This window comes from Streptomyces sp. NPDC093071, from assembly GCF_044754545.1.
GTDB lineage: Bacteria > Actinomycetota > Actinomycetes > Streptomycetales > Streptomycetaceae > Streptomyces.
On sequence record NZ_JBIVPH010000010.1, the window covers coordinates 65927 to 92240 of the forward strand.

The following is a 26314-nucleotide window of genomic DNA, read 5'->3' on the forward strand; positions in this document are numbered from 1 at the left end:
GTTGCAGCGTGCGTCAGCCTTGCCGGATGACCAGTCTGCCACCCTGGCGGCGGGCTTCGACGCGGCCGGGCAGGTTGATGGTCCCCTGGCCGCGCCAGCCGGTGACGAGGCGGTCGACTTCCTCGATGTGGCGGGCGAAGAGGGATCCGGCGGGGGCGCCCTCGGCGATGACGGCGCGGCGCAGGACGCGGCGGCGCACGGCGGGGGGCAGTCCGAAGAGTTTGGCGCACTCCAGAGCGCCGGCCTCGTCGCGTACGGCGGTCTCGGCGTCGGCGGCCCAGGTGTCGAGGGCGTCGGCGTCGTCGCGGGAGAGCTGGGCCGTTCGGGCGAGGGCTTCGACGACGCCTTTGCCGAGGGCCTTCTCCAGGGCGGGGAGGCCTTCGTGGCGGAGTCGGGAGCGGGTGTAGGCGGGGTCGGTGTTGTGGGGGTCGTCCCAGACGGCGAGTTCCTGCGCGACGCAGGCCTTGCGGACGGTCTGGCGGTCGAGCTGGAGGAAGGGGCGCCGGTAGCGGCGGGTGGCGCCGGAGACGGCGGCCATGCCGGAGAGGGAGCGGATTCCGGAGCCGCGGGCGAGGCCGAGGAGGACGGTTTCGGCCTGGTCGTCGCGGGTGTGGCCGAGGAGGACCGCGGCGGCGCCGTGGCGTTCGGCGGCGGCGTCGAGGGCGGCGTAGCGCGCGTCGCGGGCGGCGGCTTCGGGTCCTCCTTCGCGGCCGACGGTGACGGCGACGGCCTCGGAGGGGGTGAGGCCGAGCGCGGTCATGCGTTCGGCGACCTCGGCGGCCCGGGTGTCGGAGCCGTCCTGGAGGCCGTGGTCGACGGTGATGCCGCCGGCGCGCACGGGGAGTTTGCGGGCCTCGAAGGCGAGGGCGGAGGCGAGCGCCATGGAGTCGGCGCCTCCGGAGCAGGCCACGAGGACGAGGGGGGCGAGGGGGGTGTGCGCGTCGGGTGCGGTGGGGGGAGCGGCCGTCGGGTGTGCGGCGCGGTGTTCGTCGAGGAGGTCGTGGAGTACGCGGCGGACCGCCAGGCGTATCGCCGCGACCGCAGGATGGGGACCCATGTCCGGTGCCCTTCGTGATGGGGTGGGGTGCCTCGGTCGGAGTCTTAACGGTCGGAATGGGGGGTTCGGTCACTCAGAGTGCGTCGATGGTGACAGAAACCCGGCCGTTACCCGAGCATTGCACGCCTCACCCCGTGGTCAGGGTCCCTCGGACGGGTGATTGGCGGAGTGTCCGCCGGTGTTCCCGTGCCGTCCGCCCCATGCGTCTCACGAGTCTGCCTTACGGTGCACCCTCGCGATCCAGTCGGCGGGGGCGGCGATCTCGCTCTTGGTGGGGAGCGTGTTGGGGGAGGTCCAGACGCGGTTGAAGCCGTCCATGCCGACCTGGTCGACGACGGCGCGGACGAAGCGTTCGCCGTCGCGGTACTGGCGGAGCTTGGCGTCGAGGCCGAGGAGCTTGCGGAGGGCGAGGTCGAGGCGGGAGGCGCCGCGGGCGCGGCGGGCCTGGAACTTCTCGCGGATCTCGGCGACGGAGGGGACGACCTGGGGGCCGACGCCGTCCATGACGTAGTCGGCGTGTCCTTCGAGGAGGGACATGACGGCGGTGAGGCGGCCGAGGATCTCGCGCTGTTCGGGGGACTGGACGAGTTCGACGAGGGAGGGGGCGGGTTCGCCCTCCTCGCCTTCGGGGCGGCCGCCGGCGAGGGTCTGGGCGGCTTCGCGGAGGCGTTCGACGAAGGTGCCGGGGTCGACGTCGGTGGCGGCGAGGAACGACTGGATTTCGCCCTGGAGGTGGTCGCGGAGCCAGGGGACGGCGGTGAACTGGGTGCGGTGGGTCTCCTCGTGGAGGCAGACCCAGAGGCGGAAGTCGTGCGGGGAGACCTCGAGTTCGCGTTCGACGTGGACGATGTTGGGCGCGACGAGGAGGAGGCGTCCGCCGCCGTTGGCCCCGGCGGGGAGGTCGCGGGTGGCGGGGGCGAAGGTCTCGTACTGGCCGAGGATGCGGGAGGCGAGGAACGAGAGCAACATGCCGAGTTCGACGCCGGTGACCTTGCCGCCGACGGCGCCGAGGACGGCGCTGCCGGGGACGGCGGAGCGGCGTTCCCGCATCTTGCCGAGGAGGGGGGTGAGGAGTTCGCGGAAGCCGGCGACGTTGGCCCGGATCCAGCCGGCGCGGTCGACGACGAGGACGGGGGTGTCGGGGGGTTCGTGGCCTTCGGGGATCATCCGGGTGTAGGCGCGGACGTGTTCTTCCGAGGCCTTGGCGTGCCTGCGGAGTTCGGCGACGACCGCGCGGGCCTCGTCGCGGCCGACTTCGGGTCCGGGCCGCACGAGGCGGGTCGCGGTCGCGACCGCGAGGTTCCAGTCGACCATCCCGGATGTGCCTGCGCCACCGATGCTCGTCATGTGTCAACCGTACGGTCTCGGGGCCCGTTCGGTGTGTGTTCGGTACGGACCGGGTTACGGCAGGTCCTGGCCGGCGAGGGCGGCGGAGAGGCGGTCGAGGGCGGGCTGGGCCTGGTACGGGGAGGGGGTGCGGCCGGCGAGGAAGGCGAAGGCGAGGAGGCGTCCGTCGGGGGTGGCGACGGTGCCGGCGAGGGTGTTGACGCCGGTGAGGGTGCCGGTCTTGGCGCGGACGAGTCCGGCTCCGGCGGGGGCGGTGTCGAAGCGGTCGGCGAGGGTGCCGGTGAAGCCGCCGACGGGGAGGCCGGTGAGGAGGGGGCGCAGGGCGGGGCGGGCGGGGTCGGCCGCCCGGGTGAGGAGGGCGGTGAGGAGGGCGGCGGAGACGCGGTCGTTGCGGTCGAGGCCGCTGCCGTCGGCGAAGCGGGTTCCGGCGACGGGGAGGCCGAGTCGGGCGAGTTCGGCGCGGACGGCCTTTCCGGCGCCGTCGAAGCTCGCGGGGAGCTTGTGGGCGAGGGCGGTCTGCCGGGCGAGGGCTTCGGCGAGGTCGTTGTCGCTGTGGGTGAGGGTGCGCTCGACGAGGTCGGCGAGGGGGGCGGAGTGCGTACGGGCGAGGGGGGCGGCCTTCGGGGCGGGGCCGGGGGCGGGGTCGCCGGTGACGGGGACGCCGGCGCGGGTGAGGAGGGCGGCGAAGGCGGTGGCGGTGGCGCGGGCGGGGTCGGCGTCGCGGGGCGCGGGGCCGCTGGGGCTGTCGTCGAGGCGTCCGGCGCGGGTCATGAGGGCGGTGACGGGGGCGATGTTCTCGTTGGGGCCGATGGGGTGGACGACGGGGCCGGTGTAGAGGCTCGTGTCGTAGGCGAGGCGTACGGGGGTGTGGCCGCGGGTCTTGAGGGCGCGGGCGGTGGCGGTGGCGAGGGCCTTCAGGCGGTTGGCGTCGAGGGTGGGGTCGCCGCCGCCGGTGAGGGTGACGGTCTTCCCGTCGGGGGCGGCGGTGACGGTGGTGGCGATGCGGTGGTCGGGGCCGAGGGCGGAGAGGGCGGCCGCGGCGGTGGCGATCTTGACGGTGGAGGCGGGGGTCATGGGGGTGGTGGCGCCCTCGCCGTAGAGCTGCTTCCCGGTGGCGGTGTCGACGACGGAGGCGGTGCGGAGGGGGCCGAGGCCGGGGTCGGCGAGGAGGGGGACGAGGACGGCGGCGAGGTCGGCGGGGCGTCCGGCGGCGGATCCGACGGAGGGGGCGGCGGGGTCGGCGGGGCGCAGGGCGGTGAGGACGCCGGGGGCGCTGGGGGCGGGCGCGGGGCGGCGGGGCGGGGCGGGGGCCGGGGGCGGGGCGTGACGCGTGCCACCCGCCGCGGGGGCGGCGGCGCGGGTCCGCTCGGCCGTACGCTGACCCGAGTCCCACGGGCCGGCCAGGGTCACCGCCACGGCGGCCAGGGCCAGACCGAGGGCGGCGGAGCCCGCCGTGAGCTGCCAGATCCTCGGCTCGGGCATTGCTGACCAGCCCCTTTCGCGATCACACACGTGCGTGAGGGACACTTAACCACCGCGCTTCGTCGCGAGCATTCACTTGTGTTGATTCAGGAGGAGCCACCCGTGGAGTTCGACGTTCTCATCGAGATCCCCAAGGGATCGCGGAACAAGTACGAGGTCGACCACGAGACCGGTCGCATCCGTCTGGACCGTCGCCTCTTCACGTCGACGGCCTACCCGACCGACTACGGCTACGTGGAGAACACCCTCGGCGAGGACGGCGACCCGCTGGACGCGCTCGTCATCCTGGACGAGCCCACCTTCCCGGGCTGCCTGATCAAGTGCCGCGCCATCGGCATGTTCCGGATGACGGACGAGGCGGGCGGCGACGACAAGCTGCTGTGCGTCCCGGCCACCGACCCGCGCATGGAGCACCTGCGGGACATCCACCACGTGGCGGAGTTCGACCGCCTGGAGATCCAGCACTTCTTCGAGGTCTACAAGGACCTGGAGCCGGGCAAGTCGGTCGAGGGCGCGGACTGGGTCGGTCGCGCCGAGGCCGAGGAGGAGATCGAGAAGTCGTACGCGCGGGCCAAGGAGCAGGGCGGCCACTGAGCCGGTTCCGGCCCCGCCGGTCCCGGTCGCGTGACAGGGCGGCGCACCCCTCGGGGGTGCGCCGCCCTTCGCGCGTCCGTCGCGATCCCTTCACGGGCCCGTCGCACGCGCGGAGGGCGCGCGCCCATACTGGAAGCCACGATTCCTCCAGGGAGAGCGGGGCGGCAGAGTGGTGGCGGAGCCGGGCGGCTCGATGGACGTGCGGTACGAAGGGGCCGAGGAGGCTCCGGAGGACCGGAAACCGCAGTCGGACGAGGCGCGGAGCGCGTTCGTGCCGCCGGCCGGGGTGGAGCCGCCCGCGCCACCGGAGGAGGAGCATCCGACCTCCGAGTTCGCCCTGCCGTCGGGGCTGCGGGCGGAGCCGGAGGCCGGTCCCGAGCCGGAGGGTTCGGCGTTCGCTCCCCCGGCCACGTACTCGGCGAAGAACTCGCCGCCCGCCTTCACCCCGGCGTACGGGGTGCCGCTGGTGCGCCTGTCGCGGGACGCGCCGTGGCAGGACCGGATGCGGACCATGCTGCGGCTGCCGGTGGGCGAGCGGCCGGTGCCGGAGGCGCCGCGCAAGGAGGACGAGTCGGGGCATTCGGTGCCGCGCGTCCTGGACCTGACGCTGCGCATCGGCGAGCTGCTGCTCGCGGGCGGGGAGGGCGCGGAGGACGTCGAGGCGGCGATGTTCGCGATCTGCCGCTCGTACGGGCTCGACCGGTGCGAGCCGACGGTGACGTTCACGCTGTTGTCGGTCACGTACCAGCCGTCGCTGGTGGACGATCCGGTGACGGCGAACCGGACGGTGCGCCGCCGGGGCACGGACTACACGCGGCTCGCGGCGGTGTACCAGCTGATCGCGGACATCAGCGCGCCGGTGGGCGACGAGCAGGCGCACGAGGTGACGCCGGAGGAGGCGTACCGGCGGCTGGCGGAGATCCGGCGGAACCGGCATCCGTATCCGGGGTGGGCGCTGACGGCGGCGGCGGGGGTGCTCGCGGGGGCGGCGTCGGTGCTGCTCGGCGGTGGTCTGACGGTGTTCCTGGTGGCGGCGCTCGGCGCGGTGCTCGGGGACCGGCTGGCGTGGCTGTGCGCGGGGCGGGGGCTGCCGGAGTTCTACCAGTTCCTGGTGGCGGCGATGCCGCCGGCGGCGATGGGGGTGCTCCTGACGCTGCTGCACGCGGATCTGCGGCCGTCGGCGGTGATCACGGGTGGGCTGTTCGCGCTGATCCCGGGGCGGGCGCTCGTGGCGGCCGTGCAGGACGGGCTCACGGGTTTCTACATCACGGCCTCGGCGCGGCTGCTGGAGGTCATGTACTTCTTCGTGGCGATCGTGGTGGGCGTGCTGTCGGTGCTGTACCTGGCGGTGCAGTTCGACGCGCAGCTGAATCCGGAGGGGGCGCTGCGGGCGGTGGAGCGGCCGGTGACGCAGACGCTGGCGTCGATGGCGCTGTCCGCGACCTTCGCGATCCTGTTGCAGCAGTCGCGGGCGACGGTGCTGTTCGTGACGCTGAACGGCGGGGTGGCGTGGGTGGTGTACGCGTCGATCGCGGTGACGGCGGAGGGGTCGGCGGTGATGGCGACGGCGGTGGCGGCGGGTCTGGTGGGTCTCTTCGGGCAGTTGATCGCCCGGTACCACCACACGTCGTCGCTGCCGTACGTGACGGCGGCGATCGGGCCGCTGCTGCCCGGTTCGGCGACGTACTTCGGGGTGCTCGCGATCGCCCAGCACAATCTGGACCAGGGGTTCGCGTCGCTCGCGAAGGCGGCGGCGCTGGCGCTGGCGATCGCGATCGGGGTGAACCTGGGCGGCGAGCTGGCCCGCCTCTTCATGCGGGCCCCCGGTGCGGCGGCGGCCCGGCGGGCCGCGAAGCGCACCAGGGGCTTCTAGCGTGGGTCTTCCGGGTCGCGTACGGGCTACCGCTTGGCGTGGCGGCCGCGGGGGGACTGCTGCTGGGGGTGGGGGGTGCCGGGGGCGTCGTGGTCGTCGCCTCCGGCGGCGCGGGCCTTCTTGGACTGGGAGCGGGCCCTGAGGTACTCGATCACGATCGGGACCACGGAGATCAGGACGATCGCGACGAGGATCATCTCGATGTGCTTGTGCACGAAGTCGATCTTGCCGAGGGAGGCGCCGAGGAGGGTGACGCCGGCGCCCCACAGGACGCCGCCGATGATGTTGAACGTGATGAACGAGCGGTAGTTCATCCGGCTGACGCCCGCGATGATCGGCGTGAAGGTGCGGACGATGGGGACGAAGCGGGCCAGGATGAGGGACTTCGGGCCGTGCTTCTCGAAGAACTCGTGCGCCTTCTCGACGTTCTCCTGCTTGAACAGCTTGGAGTCGGGGCGCTTGAAGAGGGCGGGTCCGACCTTGCGGCCGAAGAGGTAGCCGACCTGGTCGCCGATGATCGCGGCGGCCACGATCAGGGTGCAGACCAGCCAGAGCGGCTGGTCGAGCTTCCCGGTGGTGACGAGCAGACCGGTGGTGAAGAGGAGCGAGTCACCGGGCAGGAAGAACCCGATGAGGAGGCCGGACTCGGCGAAGACGATCACCAGGACGCCGATCAGACCGAAGGTCTGGATCAGATAGTCCGGGTCAAGCCAGCTCGGTCCGAGGGCAAGCGTGTTCACGGGTTCCGGGCTCCTGCGGTCGGTGGGGGCTTGGGGACGGGCTGCCCCAAGCTATCAACGTGGACCGGGCGCCCCCGGTTCCACCCGGCTCCCCACGGGATGCGGAAGGGTCTCGCGGGGCAGAAGGTGGGGAATCAGGAGGTGTATGCCGATGGGCATCGAGGAGTACGGGGGCGGCCAGGGTCCGCATCCCGAAGTGCTGGTCGTGACGACGAACGACGTTCCGGGCCATGAGGTCCGGCAGGTGATCGGGGAGGTCTTCGGCCTCACCGTGCGCTCGCGGCATCTGGGCAGCCAGATCGGCGCGGGCCTGAAGTCGATGATCGGCGGGGAGCTGAAGGGCCTGACGAAGACCCTGGTGGAGACCCGCAACCAGGCGATGGAACGCCTGGTGGAACAGGCGCGCGCCCGCGGCGCGAACGCGGTCCTCGCGTTCCGCTTCGACGTCACGGAGGCGGCGGACGTCGGCACGGAGGTCTGCGCGTACGGCACGGCGGTGGTGATCGCGCCTCGGGGGTGAGGCGGGGGCCGTGGGCCCGGGTGCCGGGTTCCAGGTTCTGGTGGACCTGGGTGCCAGGCGGGCCCGGGCCCGCCCGAGTTCTGGTGAACCGGGTGGGTCCGGGCGAGGTCTAGCCGGCTCGGGGCCCACGGGGCTCAGGTGCCGGGTGCCGGGCGCCGGGTGGGTCCGGGATCCGGCGCCGGCCTCTGGCCGGCGGCGGTTCCACGCGGACTTCCGGTCGGCGGTTCGTTGCCGGTGTACGGGACCGGACGTGAGCGGGCCGGGCTCGGACCCGGGGTCCGGTAGAGACCGGATCCGGCAGGCTCCGGGGACCGACAGGGCCCGGGGGCCGACAGGGCACGGGGACCGGCAGGGCTCAGGACCGGTCAGAGCCGGAGCCCGCCCCGGCACCGGCACCCGGATAACAGGGCGGCGCCCGGTTTGCAGGCCCGTCGTTCGGGGCGGAGGCTCCGCGTAGGGTTCGGCCCGTCCTGGGGGTTTCGGGGGTTTTGCTCACCTATGGTGGGGCCGTGTCCACCGATCGTGAGCCGGCCGTGCCCTCCCCGTCCGCCGACGAGGCGCCGTTGCGGGTGCTGTTGCCGCAGATCCTGCCCGCGCTCGTGGTGGGGGCGGGGGCGAGTCTGCTGTTCCTGGGGGTCAGTGCCCTTTCGGAGGGGTTCAAGCACGTGCTCTGGGAGGAGCTGCCCGACGCCCTCGGGATCGGCGGCTACTCCTCGCTCTGGATGATCGTCATGCTCACGGCGACCGGCGTCGCGGTGGGCCTGGTCGTGTGGAAGGTGCCGGGGCACGCCGGGCCCGACCCGGCGACCACGGGGCTCGGCGGGGCGCCGCTCGCCCCGGGGGTGGTGCCGGGGCTGCTGCTCGCCGGGACCCTCGCGCTGGCCGGCGGGGTCAGCCTCGGTCCCGAGAACCCGATCATCGCCTCCAACATCGCGCTCGCGTACTGGCTGGGCCGCAAGGCCGCGCCCGCCGTCCCGGGCATCGCCTGGGTGACGCTCGCCTCGGCCGCCACGATCGGCGCCCTCTTCGGCACCCCGGTCGCAGCCGCCCTCGTCATCTCCGAGGCCCTGGCCGGGCACCCGGGCCCCGGCTCCCTCTGGGACCGCCTCTTCGCCCCGCTCCTCGCCGCCGGCACCGGCGCCATGACGACCCAGCTGCTCGCCGAGCCCACCTTCGCGCTGGGGCTCCCGCCGCTGAGCGACCCCGGCTGGGGGGACCTCCTCGCGGCCCTGGTGATCGCCTCCGCCGCCGCCCTCTTCGGCCTCGCCGCCTGCTACCTCTTCCCCCACGTCCACGCCGCCGCCCGCCGCCTGCGGCACCCCATGCTGATGCTGCCCCTCGGCGGGCTCGTCCTCGGCCTCCTGGGCGCCCTCGGCGGGCACCTGACCCTCTTCAAGGGCCTGGAGGAGGTCAAGGAGCTGACGGCGAACATCGGCGGCTGGACCTCCGGCGAGCTGGCGAAGCTGGCCGTCGTCAAGCTCCTGGCCCTCCTCGTCGCCGCCTCCTGCGGCTTCCGGGGCGGCCGGATCTTCCCCGCCGTCTTCATCGGCGCCGCCTTCGGCCTCCTCGCCCAGGCCCTCGTCCCCGAGGTCCACCCGGCCGTCGCCGTCTCCTCCGCCGTCCTCGGCGTCCTGCTCGCCACCACCCGGCAGGGCTGGATCAGCCTCTTCACCGGCGCCGTCCTCGCCTCCTCCCCCGCCGTGCTCGCCCTGCTCTGCCTGGCCTCGCTGCCCGCCTGGCTGATCGTCACCGGCCGCCCGCAGCTCGAACTCGACGAGAGCGGGCGGTCGTTGACGTAGGACCGGCCGCGCTACCCGCCGAGCCGGCCGAACTTCCGTACCGCCAGCGGGAAGAAGACCGCGAGGAGCACCAGCGGCCACACCACGGCCGCCGTCACGTGCCCCGGCTCGCCGCCCGGGTTGCCGAACAGCTCGCGCACCGCCGTCGCGGTCGCCGACATCGGGTTCCACTCCACGACCGTGCCGAGCCAGCCCGGCATCGAGTCGGGCGAGGCGAAGGCGTTGGAGAGGAAGCCGAAGGGCCAGACCAGGATCTGGACCGCCTGCACCAGCTCGGCCCGCCCCGCGACGAGCGCCAGGAAGATCCCGATCCACAGCATCGCGAAGCGCAGCAGGAGGAGCAGCCCCAGCGCGCCCAGGAAGGCCCCGAGGCCCCCCTCCGCCCGCCAGCCGATCGCGTACCCCACGCCGGTCATCAGGAGCAGACCCACCGCCGACTGGAGCATGTCCGCCGACGCCCGCCCGACCAGGACCGCGCCGTCGGCCATCGGCATCGCCCGGAAGCGGTCGATCACGCCCTTGTTCAGGTCCTGCGTGACCGCCGTCATGGTGGCTTCGAGGCCGAAGACCATGGTCAGGGTGAGCATCCCGGGCACCAGGTAGTCGACGTAGGCGCCGTCGACGGTCCGCCCGCCGCCGACCAGATAGCCGAACATCAGCAGCATCATCACCGGGAAGACGAGCCCGACCAGGACCTGCACCGGCTGCCGGGCCCAGTGGGCCAGCTCGCGGCGCGTCATCGTCCAGCAGTCGCCCACCACGTACGCGGCGCTCATGCCGCCACCTCCTTCTCACGGGCCGTGCCGTCCGCCGTCAGGTGCAGGAAGACCTCGTCGAGGGTGGGGCGCCGCAGGGCGATGTCCTCCGCCTCGATCCCGGCCGCCCCGAGCGCCCGCACGGTTTCGGCGAGCGAGGCCATCCGGTCGGTCACGGGGGCGCTGAGCAGCCGCCGGTCGGCGTCCACGGCCACCTCGGCGCGCGCCGCCGGGAGGAGGGCCGCCGCCTCGTCGAGCCGGCGGGCGTCCCGTACGACCACGTCGACGCGGTCCGCGCCGACGCGGGCCTTCAGCTCGTCGGGGGTGCCGTCGGCGACGACCCGCCCCCGGTCCACGACCGAGATCCGGTCGGCGAGCTGGTCGGCCTCCTCCAGGTACTGCGTGGTGAGCAGGACCGTCGTGCCGCCGCCGACCAGGGAGCGCACCGACTCCCAGACCTCGGTGCGTCCGCGCGGGTCGAGTCCGGTGGTCGGCTCGTCGAGGAACAGCACCTCGGGCTCGGTGATCAGGGACGCCGCCAGGTCGAGCCGCCGCCTCATGCCGCCGCTGTACTGCCGGACGGGCTTGCGCCCGGTGTCGGTGAGGCCGAAGCGCTCCAGGAGCTCGTCGGCGCGCGTCCCGGCGCGCCGGGCGCCCAGGTGGTGGAGCCTGCCGAACATCTCCAGGTTCTGCCGGCCGCCCAGCTCCTCGTCGAGGGCCGCGTGCTGGCCCAGGAGCCCGATCCGGCGCCGCACCTCGCGGGCCTCGGTCCGCACGTCGTGTCCGGCGACGCGGACCAGGCCCGCGTCGTGCCGGAGCAGGGTCGCCAGGATCCGGACCGTCGTGGTCTTGCCCGCGCCGTTGGGCCCGAGGAGCCCGTGGACGGTGCCGCGCCCGACGCTGAGGTCGAGCCCGTCCAGGGCGTCCTTGTCCCCGTACCGCTTCCGCGCGCCCTCCACGCGGATCGCTTCCGTCGTCATCGTTCTTCCCGCCGCTCTTCCGCCCGTCATCCTCTTCCTCCCGAAAACCGCTTAGTCAAATTTGACCAGCAGTCGCAGACGGAGGACGGTATGCCCTCGCGCGCTTCTAGTCAAACTTGATGAGCCGATGTGCCGAAGGGGCCCCTCGCGTCCCTCAGGTCGCGTACGGGTTCTCCTCGCCCTCCGCGAGCACCCCCACGAACGGGTCGCCCTCGCCCGCGAACACGTACGCCCCGCCCTCGATCCGGTCGATCAGGCCGAGGGTCCACTCCTTGCCCGCGTCGGCCGAGCCGATCCACATGTGCATGATCTCGCCGATGTGCCCGAGCTGCCCCGGGCCGCCCTCCGGCGTGTAGTAGTCGGTGACCGCCGCCCGCCACTCGTCGAGCGCCCCCACCCGCCGGCGCAGCAGCTCCACGGCCTCCGCGCGGGGCAGGTCCACCATGAAGCCGATGCCCGCCGACAGGACGTCCACCTTCTGGTCGTAGGTGGTCAGCGCCTCGCGGAGCAGCGTGAAGTACTCCTCCGTGCCCGCCTCCGTCAGCTCGTACTCGACCCGGGGCGGGCCGCCGACCGTGCTCGGCGCGACCTCGTGCGCGCGCAGCAGTCCCTGCTTCGCCATCTGCTTCAGCGCGTGGTAGATCGAGCCGGGCTTGGCGTGCGACCACTCGTGCGCGCCCCAGTACTCCAGGTCGTTGCGCACCTGGTAGCCGTGGGCGCGGCCGTGCTGCCGCACCGCGCCCAGGACGAGAAGACGGATGGCCGACATCCCACGTACCTCCTGGTCGATCCCGACCAGGGTACGCGCGGCGATCACCCCGCCACCGCCTCCGCCTCGGCGGCGATCAGCTCGTAGGAGCCCTTGCCGTCGACGCTCTCGCGCAGGATGTCGGCGTGGCCCGCGTGCCGTCCCGCCTCCTGGACGAGGTGGAGCAGCATCCAGCGGACCGTGACCCGCGCGCCCTTCGGGAACCAGGGGGCCTCCGGCAGTGGGAAGGTGTCATCCAGGCTCGGCACCGAGCGGACGAACTCCTCCGTCTGCTGCGCGACGTCCGCCCAGAACGCCAGCACCTCCGGGACCGTCTCGCCGCCCACGAGCCGGAAGCCCTCGCTCCAGGTCTCCTCGGTGCGCTCCTTCTCGTTGGGCCGCTGCTGGGCGAGCCGGAGCCAGCCGAGCTCGACCTCGGCGACGTGCTTGAGCAGCCCGGACAGGCTCAGCTCGCTGGCGGTGGGGCGGCTCGCCGCCTGCTCCTCGGTGAGGCCGAGCACGGCGCGGCGGAGCGCGGCGCGCTGGGCCTCGACGAAGTCGAGGAGCGTGCCGCGCTCGTCGCCGGGGGTCCCTGCGGGAACAAAAGCAACCATGACGTCCGCCTTCCGGATGTGGCCCGTGCCGAGTTCTTCCGACACCGACCACGCTACGGAGGCTTGCGGACAGCTACGGTCCTCAATGGATTTCGGGCGGCGGCGGAACCTCGGAAGGGGATCAGAAGGGGAAGCGGCTGCGGCCGTGCTGGATCGAGATCCACTTCTGGGTGGTGAAGGAGTCCACCATCGAGTCGCCGTTGAGCCGTCCGACGCCCGAGTGCTTCTCGCCGCCGAAGGGGACGATCGGCTCGTCGTGCACGGTGCCGTCGTTGATGTGGATCATGCCGGTGTGGATGCGCTTGGCGACCCGTACGCCCCGCTCGACGTCCCCGGTGTGGACGGCGCCGCTGAGCCCGTACGGGGTGTCGTTGGCGATCCGCACGGCCTCCTCCTCGCCGTCGAAGGGCACGATCAGGGCGACCGGGCCGAAGATCTCCTGGCCCAGGACCGGGGAGTCGGCGGCGAGGCCGGTGAGGACGGACGGGGAGACGAGGTTGCCGTCGACCGTGCCGTGCAGCAGGGCGGTGGCGCCGGCGGCGACCGTCTGGTCGACCAGGGACGAGACGGACTCGGCCTGCTGGGAGTTGATGAGCGGGCCGATGTGGGTCGCGGGGTCGGCCGGGTCGCCGACGCGCAGGGTCTTCACCTTGGCCACGAACTTCTCGGTGAACTCCGCCTCCAGGGTGCGGTCCACCAGGATGCGGTTGGCGGCCATGCAGACCTGGCCCTGGTGCACGAAGCGGCTGAAGACGGCCGCGTCGACCGCGTAGTCCACATCGGCGTCGTCCAGGACGATCAGGGCGCTGTTGCCGCCGAGTTCGAGGACGGCGTGCTTGAAGTGCTGGGCGCAGACAGTGGCGACGTGCCGGCCGACCTTGTCGGAGCCGGTGAAGGAGATGACCTTCGGGACCGGGTGGGTCAGGAGGGCGTCGCCGATCTCGGCGATGTCGGTGACGACGACGTTCAGCAGCCCGGCCGGGAGGCCGGCCTCCTCCAGGACCTTGGCGACGAGGGTGCCGCCGCAGATCGGGGTGTTCTGGTGCGGCTTGAGGACGACCGCGTTGCCGAGCGCGAGGGCGGGCGCGACCGACTTGAGCGAGAGGAGGAAGGGGAAGTTGAAGGGGGAGATGACGCCGACGACGCCGACCGGGACGCGGTAGACCCGGTTCTCCTTGCCGTCGACCGGGGAGGGCAGGATGCGGCCCTCGGGGCGCAGCGCCAGCTGGATCGCCTCGCGCAGGAACTCCTTGGCGAGGTGCAGCTCGAAGGCCGCCTTGAGGCGGGTGCCGCCCAGCTCGGCGACGATCGTCTCCGCTATCTCCTCCTCGCGGTCCTCGACGATCCGCAGCGCGCGCTCGAAGACGAGCCGGCGGGTGTACGGGTTGGTCTCGGCCCACGCGGTCTGGGCGCGCTCGGCCGCCCGGTAGGCGCGGTCGACCTCGTCGACGGTGGCGACGGTGATCGAGGCGAGCTTCTCCCCGGTGTACGGGTTGAAGTCGATGATGTCCCACGAGCCACTGCCCGGCTTCCACTCGCCGTCGATGTACTGGTGGGCCAGGTCGGTGAAGTGCGACATGGTGGAGACCCCTCTACCCGCTACCCGCGCGATGCGACTGATGTACGAATCCCGTACGCCTGATGTGGCGTCATCGTACTGATGCGTCAGGAGAGTTGGAGGAGGCCCCGGAGGATGTCCCGGCTTTCGGCCGGATCCGGCCCGTCCTGCTGGAGCTTCTCCATGACCCGCCGGTACTGGGCGACCTCCTCGCGCTTGTCGAGGTAGAGGGCGCTGGTGAGCTGCTCCAGGTAGACGACGTCGGAGAGGTCGGACTCGGGGAAGCTCAGCATGGTGAAGGCGCCGCTCTCGCCCGCGTGGCCGCCGTAGCTGAAGGGCATGACCTGGAGCGTGACGCCGGGGTGCTCGGAGACCTCGATGAGGTGCTTCAACTGGCCGCGCATGACGGCCCGGTCGCCGTACGGGCGGCGCAGCGCGGCCTCGTCGAGGACGGCGTGGAGCTTCGGGGCGCGCTCGGAGACGAGGACCTTCTGGCGTTCGAGCCGGAGGGCGACCCGGCGGTCGATCTCGGCGCGCGGGGCGTCGGGCATCCCCCGGACGACGACGGCCTGGGCGTACTCCTCGGTCTGCAACAGGCCGTGGACGAACTGCACTTCGTAGACCCGGATGTGGGAGGCGGCGCCTTCGAGCCCGATGTACGTCTGGAACCAGCCCGGCAGGACGTCGCCGAAGCTGTGCCACCAGCCCGCGACGTTGGCCTCGCGGGCGAGTCCGAGGAGGGCGCCGCGCTCGGCCTCGTCGCCGACGCCGTAGAGCGTGAGCAGGTCCTCGACGTCCCTGGCCTTGAAGCTCACCCGTCCCAACTCCATGCGGCTGATCTTGGATTCGGACGCGCGGATCGAGTAGCCGGCCGCTTCGCGGGTGATCCCGCGCGACTCGCGCAGCCGCCTCAACTGGGAGCCCAGCAGGATGCGCCGCACCACGCTCCCGCTCGCTCCGACCGATTCGCCTGCGGTCACGGCCCCAGCCTCCCCTTTACGGTGTCGACCCCCCGTCGAATCCCCCGTCGAGCCCCGGATTCTGCCACCAAACGCTTCAGCGCGTACACATTCGATTACGGAAAGGCGACGGGTTCCGGGCATCCGCGGACACGGCGTGTGCGGATCGTGGGAAGTTCCCTTCCGGTAAGCGACCCCGGACGGACGACTTATGCACAGATTAGGCACAGGAAAGGACAGGTCCGGCGCGTGCACGTGCATCTGCCCTTGCATCCGGGGGGCGCATTCGGAACCATGGGGCCCGCGCAGCCGCGTACTCGTTCGTGTTGTCGTGTTGTCGCACCACAGTCGCGATTCCCGGGAGTGCCTCGCATGGGGACGAATGGATCGACCGTGCTCGAGCCGTTACGGCAGGGCCTTCCGCCGATCGATCCCGGCGCCGTCTCCACCTCCGCGTCCTGCGCCCTTCCCGCGCGGTACGAAGCCGTGCGCGGGGCCCGGAAGTTCACCAGCACGACGCTCGACCGCTGGGACCTCTCGGAGCGCTTCGACGACGTCGCCCTGGTCGTCTCGGAACTCGTCACCAACGCGCTGCGCCACGCGGTGCCCTCGGACGCGTGTCCGGAGGACGGCCAGAACCCGCCGGTCCGCCTGCACCTGATGCGCTGGGCCTCGCGCCTGGTGTGCGCCGTGCGCGACCCCAGCACGGAGAGCCCGGAGGCGCGCGGCGGCGAGGAGGACTTCGCCGCCGAGTCGGGGCGCGGCCTGTTCCTGGTGGACTCGTTCAGCGACAGCTGGGGCTGGCACCCGCTGGCGGGGACGCTCCAGGGCAAGGTCGTCTGGGCGCTGTTCCGGATCGGCCCGGAGTAGACGGGCGCATACGTGAGGGCCCCCGGCGGTCACCGCCGGGGGCCCTCGTCCGTACCGCGCGCGCTCACACCAGGTGGTCGAACTCCCCGTCCTTCACGCCGAGCAGGAGCGCCTCTATTTCGGCGGGCGTGTAGACGAGCGCGGGCCCGTCGGGATGACGGGAATTGCGGACGGCAACGTTTCCCCCGGGAAGTTTTGCGAACTCCACGCACGAACCCTGGGAGTTGCTGTGCCTGCTCTTCTGCCACACGACACCCAGCAGCTCCGTGGCCGCCATGCCGTTGTACGCGTGATGCGCAGGATGCACTGGTAGCTCCCGAGTTGCTTGGTGCAGGTGTCAACTTCCTCGGATCATAGCTGTGTTCATATGCCGCTGCATGAGCAGATGCACGTGCACGGGGGGTGGCGTAGTGGCTACGCCACAGAGCGTGCCACCTGCCGGTATGCCGCTCGGAAGCCCTCGGACCGGCCCTCGAACCGGCCCTCGGGCCGGGCCGTCGCCGAGCCGGTCCCCCGCCCGGTCGTACAGCTCCGCGGAGACCTCCCCGGCGCCCGCTCCGGTGTGCGCGTACCAGACGCCCCAGCCGGGCCGGCCGGGCAGTTCGAGGAGGGTCGAGAGGATCGTACGGCCCCGGGCGCCGGTCGGCTCGACCCGCCCCACCGTACGGGTCCCGCAGGAGAGCCCCGAGGGGAAGACGCCGGCGGCGCTGCGGAAGTCCTCCAGGCCGTCCGGGTCCGACCCGTGCTTGCCCTGCTCCGTCAGTCAGACGGTGTGCCCCCGCCCGGCGTCGACGCGCTCGCCGGGGCGGACCGTGCGGATCGGGGTGGGGGCGGGGGCCTTGGCGGGGGCGGCCTCCGTCGGCGCGGCGGCCGCGACCGGAGCCGCGGTGGCGGGCCCGGCGGACGCGCCCACGGCCGACGCGGCAGACAGGTACTTCTTCATCCGAGTGCTCCCGGGTCCCGGGGACACGGTCGTCCGCGCCCCCCACCCCTCTCGACTCCGCCCGCCCCGGCGACGAATGACACGCCGTCGGGATCAGCGGCCCGGCGCGGTCTCCGAGAGGGCGGTCGCGAGCTCGTCCAAGCTCTCCAGGAGCAGGACGGCGCCCTTGTGGAGCAGGAAGTGGTCCGGCGGGTCGTCGGACCAGGCGTCGACGGTCTCCCGCAGGTCGTCCCAGCGCGGTTCCGCGCGCTCCCGCAGCTCCTTCGCGCCCCGCTCGGTCGACCGGCGCAGGGATCCGGCGAGGACGGCGGCGTACGGGAGGGGCGCGGCGTCGTGGTCGGGCAGGTGCGCCTCCATGAGCATCGCGACCCGGCCGAACTCGTCGAGCGCGTGCTCGGCCTGCTCCACCGCCGCGTGCGAGAGCCCCCGGTGGCGCACCGGCTCGTGGGCCGCGCGGTCCAGCGCCTCCTGCCAGGCGATCCGGGCGGCGCGGGTCCGCAGGAGCGCCTCGCGGACGACGGGGTCGGCCGGGCCGGCCGGTTCGGCGTATCCGGCGGCGACGACGGCCGCGTACCGCCCGTACGCCTCCAGCCGGTCCGCGAGCAGGCCGCGCAGCCGGGGCGTCTCCCAGGCGGGGTAGACGGCGTACGCCAGCATCGCGAGGAGCCCGCCGAGGAGGGTGAGCAGCACCCTCTCCCGTACGGTCTGGTCGACGCCCTCGCCGACCGTGCCGAGCAGGAAGACGACGTACGCGGAGACGCAGACCTGGCTCGCCGCGTACCCCGTCCGCATCAGCAGGTACATCCCGAAGGCGCACAGCACCGCGAGTCCGGCGGAGAGGTACGCGTCCGGGTGGGCCGAGCGCACGACCGCCGTCGCGAGGCCCACGCCGACCAGGGTGCCGCCGAAGCGCGCCACGGAGCGGGCGTACGTCTGCGAGAAGTCCGGGCGCATCACCATGACCGAGGCCATCGGGGCCCAGTAGCCGTGGCCGAAGGGGAGGACCGTGCCGAGGAGGTAGCCGGCGGCGGTGACCACCGAGACGCGGATCGCGTGGCGCATCACCGGGGACTCGTGGCGCAGCTCGGCGCGGACCTGGGCGAGGACGAGGGGGGCGAGGCGGACGAGGGTCGGCCGGGAGCGGGCCACGCCCGTGCGGACCGGGGTCTCCGCGTGCGGGTCGGCGGTCTCCAGGACGTCGCCGAGGAGGGCGGCGAGGCGGACGGCGGCGCGGCGGGGCGGGCCGGTGAGGACGGAGCCGGTGTCGGGGGTGCGGAGGGCGGCGAGGGCCGGGGCGGGCAGGACGACCGGGTCGCCGTGGCGGATGGCGAGGGCGGCGGCGTCGAGGACGGCGGCGGCCGCGTCGAGCAGCTCCCGGACCCGGTCGCGCTGCGGCCCCTCCCCCGGGACGCCGACGGCCGGGTCGGCGAGGGAGGCCAGGACGGGGCGGATGCGTTCGGCGAGGCCCCGGGAGCCGTGCAGCTCGGCCGGGCGGCGGCGGGCCTGGCGGGGCGTGACGGCGGCGGCGTTGCGGGCGGTCATGAGCGGGACGGGGTCGAAGGGGGCGACCGGGTCGTGGCACAGGCGGCGGGCGTAGTCCGCCTCGGCGGTGAGCGCGTCCGCGAGGGCGTCGCGCTGGGCGCCCCAGCGGCGGACCGGGAGGAGGGCGACGAGGGCGGCCTGGACGACGCCGCCCGCGAAGATCACGGCGGCGTGGCCGGCGGCGGTGGCGACGGAGGTGGGGAGGGTGACCGTGACCAGCATCATCGCCACGTTGGAGGAGGCGATGAGGCCGGCGGTGGGGCCCGCGGCCCAGGCGAGGCCGGAGAGGAACGTCCAGAGGAGCAGGAGGGCGAGGAAGAGCCCGTCGTGGGCGCCGGTGAGGTAGCCGATGAAGGTCGACACGGCGAGGCTGGCGCCGGAGGCGAGGGCGAGGGTGGGGCGGGGGCGCCAGGAGCGCTGGAAGGTGGCGATGGCCGCCTGGAAGGCGCCGAAGGCGGAGGAGACGGCGACGGCGGGGCCGAAGAGCGCGAGCGAGAACCCGACGACGAGCGCGAGCCCCAGCGCGCCCCGCGCCGCCCCCCACGGCTCCAGCCGCCGCCGCTCGACGGCGAGGCCGGAGCGGGCGGTCCCTTTCAACGCCCGGAGCCAGCTCATGCGGGAAGCGTATCCACGATCCGGCACGAAACGGCTTTTATCCCCCACCCCGCCCCTTCCCGAAACCTTGCCGGGGGCGGGCGGGGCTGCGGCCCGGAGGCCGGGCGGAGGGGCCGCACGGGCCCCGCCGGGGCGGCCCCGGCCGGAGTCGGGGGCCGGAGGCCGGGGGCCGGGGCGTGTCCGGTGGATCGAGTCGGGTAGGACGCGGCGTCCGGTGGACAAGGGCCGGGGGCCCGGGGCCCGGGGAAAGCGGCGCAAGGCGCGGAGTGGGGCGGTGGCGGAGATGTCGGGGGGTTCGGCGACGTGGCGAGGTGGCGTGCCGGGTGTCGCGGCATCGGTCGTGATTCGCCGGGCGCGCCCTAGCCGCCGTTCTCCACCCCCCGGCGGTTCGGGTGGAGGGTCGCTCGGTCGGCGGCGGTCGCGCCGTGGGTCCAGCCCGCCTCGTCCCAGGCGGCACGGACGCGGGTGGTGCGGGTCTCGGGGAAGAGTTCGTCCGTGCGGGTGGTGACGGCGGCCTCGCGGGAGGCGAGGGCCGGGAGGAGGGTCGGGGCCTCGGCGGCCACCCGGCGGGACGTGGCCGAGAGCCGGGCGCCCAGCCGGTTCGCGTACGCGAGGAGGAAGGACTGCCGGAAGGCCTTGGTGCGCTTGCGGCCGCCCGCCCGCTGCTCCGCCTCCGCCCGCGTCATCGCCGCCGTCCCCTGCACGAGCAGCGAGGTGTAGAGCAGCTCCACCGGGTCCAGGTCCGTCTCGAAGCCGACCACCGTCGAGAAGCCGTACGCCTCGTTCCACACCGCCCGGCAGTGGTTCGCCGTCGCCACCGCGTCGAGGAGGATCGCCTTCGCCTGCTCGTACGGCGGGTCCACCCCGATCCGCAGCGCGCCGGGCGTCTCCGGGGACGGCGCCCCCGCCGCGAGGGTCGCCTCGTCCAGGCTGTGCCGGGCCATCAGCTCCTGCGCCTTGGCCGTCAGGGCCTCCGCCTCCTCCGGATAGCCGGTCGCCTCCGCCTTCGCGAGCAGCGCCCTGATCCGGCCCAGCATCCGGGGCTCCCCGGCGGCCGGCGGCGGCAGCGCCTCCCCCGGCGCCGGGCCGACCGCGTCCAGGCGCGGCAGCCGGACGAGGAGCCGGTACAGCTCCAGGACGGCCGTCGCGTACGAGAAGCGGTCCGCCGGGCGGCCGGGACCGTCGGGGAGCCCGTCGAGCTGCGCCTCCCAGCGGCGCGGCAGCCGCCCGTACCCCGCCGTCTCCGTCCTGATCAGCCCCGCGAGGAGCCGTACGTGCGCGTCCGCGAGGTCCCGGCGGGCCGCCCGGACGAGGTCGGCGGGCTGCCAGCCGCGTCCCCACAGCGTCCGTACGAACTCCTCGCCGCGCCGGGTCAGTTCCGCGTCCGCGCCCCGGTCGGCGGCGAGCAGCGAGGCCGCCGTGTCGAGCGACCCGTCGTCGCTCGCGTACAGCGCCTCGAAGGCCTTGTCGATGGTGGTGCCCACGCCGTCCTCGCGTCCCGTTCCTCGTCCGTACGCCCGTCCCCGTCTCCCTCCGATGGTCTCAGCCCCGCCGCCCGGGGGTGGGCCTGGCCCTACCCCCGGGACGCCCGCCAGTGGTCGTGATCGGGGGCGGCGGAAACGGTTCGCTGGGTCCATGACCGCAACCGACACCCCCGCCCCCGCCGCCGTGGCCGTACGGCTCCGGGGGCTCACCCGCCACCACCGGGACGTCCGCGCCCTCGACGGCGTCGACCTCGACTTCCGGGCCGGGACCTTCACCGCCGTCATGGGCCCCTCGGGCTCCGGCAAGTCCACGCTCCTCCGGTGCGCCGCCGGTCTCGACCGGCCGACCTCCGGGACCGTGGAGGTCGGCGGGACCGCCCTGGAAGGGCTGAGCGAGCGGCGCCTGACGCTGCTGCGGCGGGACCGGATCGGCTTCGTCTTCCAGTCCTTCAACCTGCTGCCCTCCCTGACCGCCGCACAGAACACGGCCCTGCCGCTCCGGCTCGCCGGCCGCCGCCCGTCCCGCGCGGAGGTCCGGGAGGCCCTGGCGCGGGTCGGCCTCGCCGGACGCGAACGGCACCGGCCGGGCGAGCTGTCCGGCGGACAGCGGCAGCGGGTCGCGCTCGCCCGGGCCCTGATCACCCGTCCGGCCGTCCTGTTCTGCGACGAGCCGACCGGCGCACTCGACTCGGCGACCGGCCGCGAGGTCCTCGACCTGCTGCGGGACCTGGTCGACCGGGACGGCCGGACGCTCGTCATGGTCACCCACGACCCGGTGGCGGCGGCCCGCGCGGACCGCGTGGTCTTCCTGGTCGACGGCCGCGTGGCGGCCGAACTGCACGACCCGGCGGTGGAGACGGTCGCGGCGAGGACGGCGACCCTGGAGGGGTGGGGGGCCGGGCAGACCCGGGGGGCCTCGGAGACGCGGACCCCGCGGGGCCGGAACGCCGTCGCCCCCGCCGGAGGCGCCCCGTGCTGACCCTTCTGCTCTCCGGGCTCCGGGCCCGCTGGACCTCCCTCCTCGGGGGATTCGTCGCGCTCGTGCTCGGGGTCGGGCTGCTCGCCGGCAGCGGGCTCGGGCTGGCCGCCACTTTTCACGCGCCCGAGCGTTCTCCTCAGCGGTTCGCCTCCTCGCCCGTCGTCGTCATGGGGCACGACCGGCTGGTGCTCGACGTGCGGCGCGGACCCGGCACCGTACCGGTGGAGCGGCGGCTCGACCGTCCACAGCCTGTGGACGCGGGGCTGCTGCGCGAGCTGCGCGCCCGGTGGACCGTCACCGCGGCGGGCGGTTCCGACGCCGTCGGCGTCGACGCCCCCGCAGGCCCGGTCCGGGCCCTCGTCGGCGCCCGGGCCCAGGTCCTCACCGGGGCCGAGCGGGTGCGCGCCGACCCCGACCCCGAGCGGGACGCCCGCGCGCTGACCTCCCTGAACGCCCTCCTCGGCACCTCCGGCGGCGTCACCGCCTTCGTCTCCGTCTTCGTCGTCGCGTCGACGTTCGCGTTCGCCGTCGCGCTGCGGCGCCGCGAGTTCGGGCTCCTCAGGACCGCCGGGGCCACCCCCGGGCAGGTCCGGCGCCTCCTCCTCGCCGAGGCCGCCGTGCTCGGCACGCTCGCCTCCGCCGCCGGATGCGCCCTCGGCGCCCTGTCCGCGCCCCTGCTCGCCCGGACCCTGGTCGACGGGGGCCTCGCGCCCGCGTGGTTCACGATCGGCGCGGCCTCCTGGCCGTACCACGCCGCCTTCTGGACCGGCCTGGCCGTCGCCCTCGCCGGCGCCCTCGCCGCTTCCCGCCGGGCCGGGCGAATCGGTCCGACGGCCGCCCTGCGCGACGCGGACGTCGACGCCGACGTCCTGCCACCGGGCCGGGCCCTGACCGGCGCGGCCCTGCTCCTGACCGGTCTGGGGCTGCTCGTCTGGACCTGCGCGACCGAGCCGTCCGAGCTGCTCAAGCGGAAGACGTACACGACTCTCCCCCTGCTCCTGATCGGCGGCACCGCCCTCCTCGCGCCGCTCCTCGTCCGGCCCGTGGCCCGGCTGTCGGCGCTCCGGGGGGCCGTGGGGACGCTCGTACGGGAGAACGCCGCGGCCTCCGTCCGCCGCACCTCCGCCGTCGCCGCGCCCGTCCTGGTGACCGTGGCGCTCGCCGGGTCCCTCTTCGGCGCGACGGCGGGCGTCACGCGCGCGAAGGGCGCGGAGACGCGGGAGCACACGGCCGCCGCGCACGTGGCGAGCGGGACGGACCTGCGGCCGGTGACGGCCCCGGCCGGGGCCGTCGTCTCCGCCACCGGGGCGACCTCCGTCTTCGTACGGGACGGGGCGGAGGCCGTCGTGAAGTACGGGGCGCGGGCGGTCGCCGACCCGGCCGCCTTCGCGGAGCTCGCCCGGCTCCCGGTGGTCGCGGGGGACCTGCGGGACCTGGACGACCGGTCGATCGTCGTCCACGAGGAGTTCGAGCGGCGCCGGGTCGGCGGGACGGTCGAGGTGTGGCGGGCGGACGGGAGCGGTCCGGTACGGCTCCGGGTCGCGGCCGTCCTCGCGCGCGGGACCGGCGACAACGGGCCGTACGTCACCCGGGCGAACGCGCCGGGCGCCGCCCTCGACCGGATCGAGGCGCGCGGCGGCGGGGCGGCGACGGTCCGGGCCCTGGGGGCGAGCGGCGGGACCGTCGCGACCGCCGACGCGTGGGCGGCGGCCGAGCGCCCGTCGAGCAGCCCGCAGACCCGGCTCGGCCTGGTCCTCGTCCTGGGCATCGCCCTCGTCTACACGGTGATCGGCCTCGCGAACACCCTGCTCATGGCCACCTCGGTGCGCGGCCCGGAACTCGCCTCGCTGCGGCTCGCCGGGGCCACCCGGACCCAGGTCCTGCGGGTGGTGACGGGCGAGGCGGCGCTCGCCGTCGCGATCGGCGCGGTCCTGGGCCTCGCGGTGACGGCGGCCGTCCTCGGCGCCCTGGGCGCGGGCCTGGCGGCCCTCTCGGCCCCGGTCGCCCTGGTCCTGCCCTGGACGGCGGTCGGCACGGCGACGGGCGTGTGCGCGACGGTCGCGGTCGCCGCCTCGGCCCTCCCGGCGTGGCGCCTGACGCGGGGCTCGCCGCGGACCTGAAAGGGCCCCGGCCTGGCCTGAAAAGGACCCCGGCATGGCCCCCGCCGGGCCTGAAAGGGCCTCCGCGTGGCCCCCGCCGGACCGGGAAGGGCCCCGCGTGGCCTCGCCGGGCCTGAGCAAGCTCCCCGCACCGCCCCCCCTCCGGACCTGAAAGGGCCCCCGCCGGACCTGAAAGGGCTCCCCGCGTGGCGCCCGGTCCGCCGACCGGCCATGGTGGGACGACGGGGCGGTGACCGGGGTCGGAGCCGGGTCACCGCCCCGGTCCGGGCCCCATCCTCGCCCCGGGCTCCGTACCCGCCCCGGCCCTGGCTGCGCCCGCCCCCGCCCCGGGGCTCCGCGCCCGCCCCGCCGGCTACGCCGTCTTCGCCGCCCGCCACTCCCCCGCCAGGACCGACCAGACCTCCTCGTCGTGGCGGCGGCCCCGGTGGGAGTGGCTCTCGCGGAGGACCGCGTCCCTGGTCATGCCGAGGCGGCGGGCCACGGCGATGCTCGGGGCGTTGTCGGAGGAGACGACCCACTCCACCCGGTGGATCCCGCGCGCCTCGATCGCCCAGTCGACCAGCGCCCGCGCCGCCCGGGTCACCAGGCCCCGGCCCGTCGCGGCCGGCTCCAGCCAGCAGCCCGCCTCGGCCGTGCCGTTCGCGGTGTCGAGCGTCCGCAGGATGACGGCGCCGACCAGGGTCCCGTCGAGCCGGATGCCGTGGATGCGGCCCGTGTCGGCCGCCGTCCTCTCCGCGTACAGGCGCAGGAAGGCCCGGCTGGACTCCAGGTCGGTGACGACGTCGGGGAGCGCGTTGCGCGCGCCGATGAACTCCCGCCCCCGGTCCATGTGTGCCAGGAACTCGTCCGCCTGCCACGGTTCGAGCGGGCACAGCTCCGCCCCGTCGTCCCCCAGGGACCTCGTGTACATCGTCCTCCCCCTCCGCGTACCGATCCGGTGACCGCGCCACAGCGTAGGGGGCCCGCGTTTGTCAGTGGCGGCTGCCAGACTCGGCCGCATGAGCGAGAGGTGGGCGCTGGCCGCCGAGGAGGAGGGGGACGGAGCGCTGCTCGCGCCCCTCGGCCCGGACGGGGCGCCCGCCGGGCCGGTGCGGCGCGAGCCGGACCTGGTGGCGGCCGTGCGGGACCGGCCGGAGGTGGCCCGGTGGGTGTGGCGGTCGACGGCCGAGGTGTATCCGCGGCTGCTCGCCGCCGGGGTGCGGGTCGAGCGGTGCTACGACGTGGAGGACGCCGAGCAGCTGCTCCTCGGGGCCGAGGGGCGGCTCGGCGAGCCCCGTTCGGCGGCCGCCGCCTGGGCGCGCCTGCGGAACGGGCCCGTGCCGCCCGATCCGCCGCCCCGCACCGCCGAACCGGGCTCGCAGGACTCGCTGTTCGAGCCGCGCCGGGTGGCCCCGGTGCCCTTCGAGGGGCTCCTCGCGGTCTACGCGGAGCAGCTCCGCCGCCACGACCGGGTCGAGCACCCGGGCAGGATGCGGCTGCTGACGGCCGCCGAGTCGGCGGGGATGCTGGTGGCCGCCGAGATGCACCGGGCGGGGCTGCCGTGGCGGGCCGACGTGCACCGGGAGCTGCTGAACGAACTGCTCGGCGAGCGGTACGCGGGCGGGGGCGAGCCGCGCCGCCTGGCCGAGCTCGCGGGCGAGGTCTCCGCGGCCCTCGGCCGGCGCGTCCGGCCCGACCTGCCCGCCGACGTGGTCAAGGCCTTCGGTCAGGCGGGCGTCAAACTGGGCTCCACGCGCCGCTGGGAGCTGGCGCGGGTCGACCACCCGGCGGTGGAGCCGCTGATCGCGTACAAGAAGCTGTACCGGATCTGGACGGCGCACGGCTGGTCCTGGCTGGCCGACTGGGTGCGGGAGGGCCGCTTCCGGCCGGAGTACCTGCCCGGGGGCACGGTCAGCGGGCGCTGGACGACCAACGGCGGCGGGGCGCTCCAGATCCCGAAGGTGATCCGGCGGGCCGTGGTCGCCGACGAGGGCTGGCGGCTCGTCGTGGCCGACGCGGACCAGATGGAGCCGCGCGTCCTCGCGGCGATCTCCCGCGACCCGGGCCTGATGGAGGTCGCGGGCCACCCCGACGACCTGTACACCCGGCTGTCGGCCCGCGCCTTCTCCGGCGACCGCGAGCACGCCAAGCTCGCGCTCCTCAGCGCGATCTACGGGCAGACCAGCGGCGACGGCCTGAAGAACCTGGCGGCCCTGCGCCGCCGCTTCCCGCTGGCCGTGGCGTACGTCGACGACGCGGCGAAGGCGGGCGAGGAGGGCCGGCTCGTCCGGACCTGGCTCGGCAGGACCAGCCCGCCCGCGGTCGGCTCGGGCGACGCCGACGAGGCGGGCCTGCCCCAGGAGGGCGGTGCCGAACCGGTCGTGGACGAGGGCGAGTTCACACCGGGCTACGCCTCCGGCAACACCCGGGCGCGCGGCCGCTTCACCCGCAACTTCGTCGTCCAGGGCAGCGCCGCCGACTGGGCGCTCCTGATGCTGGCGGCCCTGCGGCGCTCCCTCGCCGGGATGCGGGCGGAGCTGGTCTTCTTCCAGCACGACGAGGTGATCGTGCACTGCCCCGCCGAGGAGGCGGAGGCCGTCACGGAGGCGGTCCGCGCGGCCGGCGGCGAGGCGGGCCGGATCGCCTTCGGGGACACGCCGGTGCGGTTCCCGTTCACGACGGCGACGGTGGAGCGGTACTCGGACGCGAAGTAGGGCGTACGGGGGCGGAGTTCATCCCCGTACGCCTCTCGCCAC

At 74.5% G+C, this 26314-nt stretch carries 23 protein-coding genes; 8 read left to right on the forward strand and 15 right to left on the reverse strand.

The window, feature by feature from the left end; translation table 11 throughout:
- Positions 1 to 13 precede the first annotated feature (13 nt).
- The 3 genes from tilS to dacB form a co-directional block, all read right to left on the reverse strand.
- On the reverse strand, positions 14 to 1057 hold the full coding sequence (gene tilS / locus ACIQD7_RS28410; protein ID WP_121832387.1) for a tRNA lysidine(34) synthetase TilS: 1044 nt from the start codon (positions 1055 to 1057) through the stop codon (positions 14 to 16).
- A 207-nt stretch (positions 1058 to 1264) separates the two neighbouring features.
- Positions 1265 to 2404: a zinc-dependent metalloprotease gene (locus ACIQD7_RS28415; protein ID WP_121832386.1), complete on the reverse strand. Its 1140-nt coding sequence runs from the start codon at positions 2402 to 2404 to the stop codon at positions 1265 to 1267.
- A gap of 54 nt (positions 2405 to 2458) precedes the next feature.
- The gene (dacB, locus tag ACIQD7_RS28420) at positions 2459 to 3886 is read right to left on the reverse strand and encodes a D-alanyl-D-alanine carboxypeptidase/D-alanyl-D-alanine-endopeptidase (protein ID WP_402445272.1); all 1428 of its coding nucleotides are present in this window, start codon (positions 3884 to 3886) and stop codon (positions 2459 to 2461) included.
- Positions 3887 to 3988: 102 nt separating this feature from the next.
- Here dacB and ACIQD7_RS28425 point away from each other — a divergent pair, with 102 nt between their 5' ends.
- Positions 3989 to 4480 (forward strand): inorganic diphosphatase, encoded by a 492-nt coding sequence (locus tag ACIQD7_RS28425; RefSeq protein ID WP_024758444.1) that lies wholly within the window; start codon positions 3989 to 3991, stop codon positions 4478 to 4480.
- Positions 4481 to 4649: 169 nt separating this feature from the next.
- Positions 4650 to 6353: a threonine/serine exporter ThrE family protein gene (locus tag ACIQD7_RS28430; RefSeq protein WP_402445274.1), complete on the forward strand. Its 1704-nt coding sequence runs from the start codon at positions 4650 to 4652 to the stop codon at positions 6351 to 6353.
- A gap of 26 nt (positions 6354 to 6379) precedes the next feature.
- Here ACIQD7_RS28430 and ACIQD7_RS28435 read toward each other — a convergent pair whose 3' ends face one another.
- Positions 6380 to 7093 (reverse strand): DedA family protein, encoded by a 714-nt coding sequence (locus tag ACIQD7_RS28435; RefSeq protein ID WP_121832929.1) that lies wholly within the window; start codon positions 7091 to 7093, stop codon positions 6380 to 6382.
- 151 nt (positions 7094 to 7244) lie between these two features.
- On the opposite strand from ACIQD7_RS28435, the gene ACIQD7_RS28440 reads away from it, so the two are divergent.
- Positions 7245 to 7613 carry a YbjQ family protein gene (locus tag ACIQD7_RS28440; RefSeq protein ID WP_121832928.1) on the forward strand — a complete coding sequence of 123 codons (369 nt, stop codon included), beginning with the start codon at positions 7245 to 7247 and terminating at the stop codon, positions 7611 to 7613.
- A gap of 509 nt (positions 7614 to 8122) precedes the next feature.
- Positions 8123 to 9412, forward strand: coding sequence for an ion channel protein (locus tag ACIQD7_RS28445; RefSeq protein WP_402445277.1), 1290 nt, complete (start codon positions 8123 to 8125; stop codon positions 9410 to 9412).
- An 11-nt stretch (positions 9413 to 9423) separates the two neighbouring features.
- Here ACIQD7_RS28445 and ACIQD7_RS28450 read toward each other — a convergent pair whose 3' ends face one another.
- The 6 genes from ACIQD7_RS28450 to ACIQD7_RS28475 form a co-directional block, all read right to left on the reverse strand.
- Positions 9424 to 10188: an ABC transporter permease gene (locus tag ACIQD7_RS28450; RefSeq protein WP_399756427.1), complete on the reverse strand. Its 765-nt coding sequence runs from the start codon at positions 10186 to 10188 to the stop codon at positions 9424 to 9426.
- A complete protein-coding gene (locus ACIQD7_RS28455) occupies positions 10185 to 11147 on the reverse strand; it encodes an ATP-binding cassette domain-containing protein (protein ID WP_402445279.1) in 963 nt (320 codons plus the stop codon). Before ACIQD7_RS28455 ends, ACIQD7_RS28450 begins: the two co-directional genes overlap by 4 nt.
- Before the next feature lie 154 nt (positions 11148 to 11301).
- Positions 11302 to 11916, reverse strand: a complete 615-nt coding sequence (locus ACIQD7_RS28460; RefSeq protein WP_402445280.1) for a PadR family transcriptional regulator — start codon at positions 11914 to 11916, stop codon at positions 11302 to 11304.
- A 44-nt stretch (positions 11917 to 11960) separates the two neighbouring features.
- The gene (locus ACIQD7_RS28465; RefSeq protein ID WP_402445282.1) at positions 11961 to 12509 is read right to left on the reverse strand and encodes a DinB family protein; all 549 of its coding nucleotides are present in this window, start codon (positions 12507 to 12509) and stop codon (positions 11961 to 11963) included.
- Between the two features lie 121 nt (positions 12510 to 12630).
- Entirely contained in the window at positions 12631 to 14088 is a 1458-nt protein-coding gene (locus ACIQD7_RS28470; protein WP_402445283.1) for an aldehyde dehydrogenase family protein, read from the reverse strand.
- Between the two features lie 86 nt (positions 14089 to 14174).
- On the reverse strand, positions 14175 to 15047 hold the full coding sequence (locus tag ACIQD7_RS28475; protein WP_121832923.1) for a helix-turn-helix transcriptional regulator: 873 nt from the start codon (positions 15045 to 15047) through the stop codon (positions 14175 to 14177).
- Positions 15048 to 15398: 351 nt separating this feature from the next.
- Between ACIQD7_RS28475 and ACIQD7_RS28480 the strand changes: the two genes are divergently transcribed.
- Positions 15399 to 15896, forward strand: a complete 498-nt coding sequence (locus ACIQD7_RS28480) for an ATP-binding protein (protein ID WP_121832922.1) — start codon at positions 15399 to 15401, stop codon at positions 15894 to 15896.
- Between the two features lie 64 nt (positions 15897 to 15960).
- Here ACIQD7_RS28480 and ACIQD7_RS28485 read toward each other — a convergent pair whose 3' ends face one another.
- From ACIQD7_RS28485 to ACIQD7_RS28500, 4 genes are all read right to left on the reverse strand, one after another.
- Entirely contained in the window at positions 15961 to 16173 is a 213-nt protein-coding gene (locus ACIQD7_RS28485; protein WP_383417423.1) for a DUF397 domain-containing protein, read from the reverse strand.
- Positions 16174 to 16659: 486 nt separating this feature from the next.
- Positions 16660 to 16839 (reverse strand): hypothetical protein, encoded by a 180-nt coding sequence (locus ACIQD7_RS28490; RefSeq protein WP_402445286.1) that lies wholly within the window; start codon positions 16837 to 16839, stop codon positions 16660 to 16662.
- Between the two features lie 93 nt (positions 16840 to 16932).
- Complete coding sequence (locus ACIQD7_RS28495) at positions 16933 to 18996, reverse strand: FUSC family protein (RefSeq protein ID WP_402445288.1); 2064 nt, start codon at positions 18994 to 18996, stop codon at positions 16933 to 16935.
- Between the two features lie 359 nt (positions 18997 to 19355).
- On the reverse strand, positions 19356 to 20480 hold the full coding sequence (locus ACIQD7_RS28500) for a DUF2786 domain-containing protein (protein WP_402445290.1): 1125 nt from the start codon (positions 20478 to 20480) through the stop codon (positions 19356 to 19358).
- A gap of 151 nt (positions 20481 to 20631) precedes the next feature.
- Here ACIQD7_RS28500 and ACIQD7_RS28505 point away from each other — a divergent pair, with 151 nt between their 5' ends.
- Both ACIQD7_RS28505 and ACIQD7_RS28510 read left to right on the forward strand, forming a co-directional pair.
- Positions 20632 to 21459: an ABC transporter ATP-binding protein gene (locus ACIQD7_RS28505; protein WP_402445292.1), complete on the forward strand. Its 828-nt coding sequence runs from the start codon at positions 20632 to 20634 to the stop codon at positions 21457 to 21459.
- Positions 21453 to 23579: an ABC transporter permease gene (locus tag ACIQD7_RS28510; RefSeq protein WP_402445293.1), complete on the forward strand. Its 2127-nt coding sequence runs from the start codon at positions 21453 to 21455 to the stop codon at positions 23577 to 23579. Before ACIQD7_RS28505 ends, ACIQD7_RS28510 begins: the two co-directional genes overlap by 7 nt.
- Positions 23580 to 23931: 352 nt before the next feature.
- Here ACIQD7_RS28510 and ACIQD7_RS28515 read toward each other — a convergent pair whose 3' ends face one another.
- Positions 23932 to 24489: a GNAT family N-acetyltransferase gene (locus ACIQD7_RS28515; RefSeq protein ID WP_402445295.1), complete on the reverse strand. Its 558-nt coding sequence runs from the start codon at positions 24487 to 24489 to the stop codon at positions 23932 to 23934.
- 88 nt (positions 24490 to 24577) lie between these two features.
- Here ACIQD7_RS28515 and ACIQD7_RS28520 point away from each other — a divergent pair, with 88 nt between their 5' ends.
- Positions 24578 to 26272 (forward strand): bifunctional 3'-5' exonuclease/DNA polymerase, encoded by a 1695-nt coding sequence (locus ACIQD7_RS28520; RefSeq protein ID WP_402445297.1) that lies wholly within the window; start codon positions 24578 to 24580, stop codon positions 26270 to 26272.
- Positions 26273 to 26314: the final 42 nt, after the last annotated feature.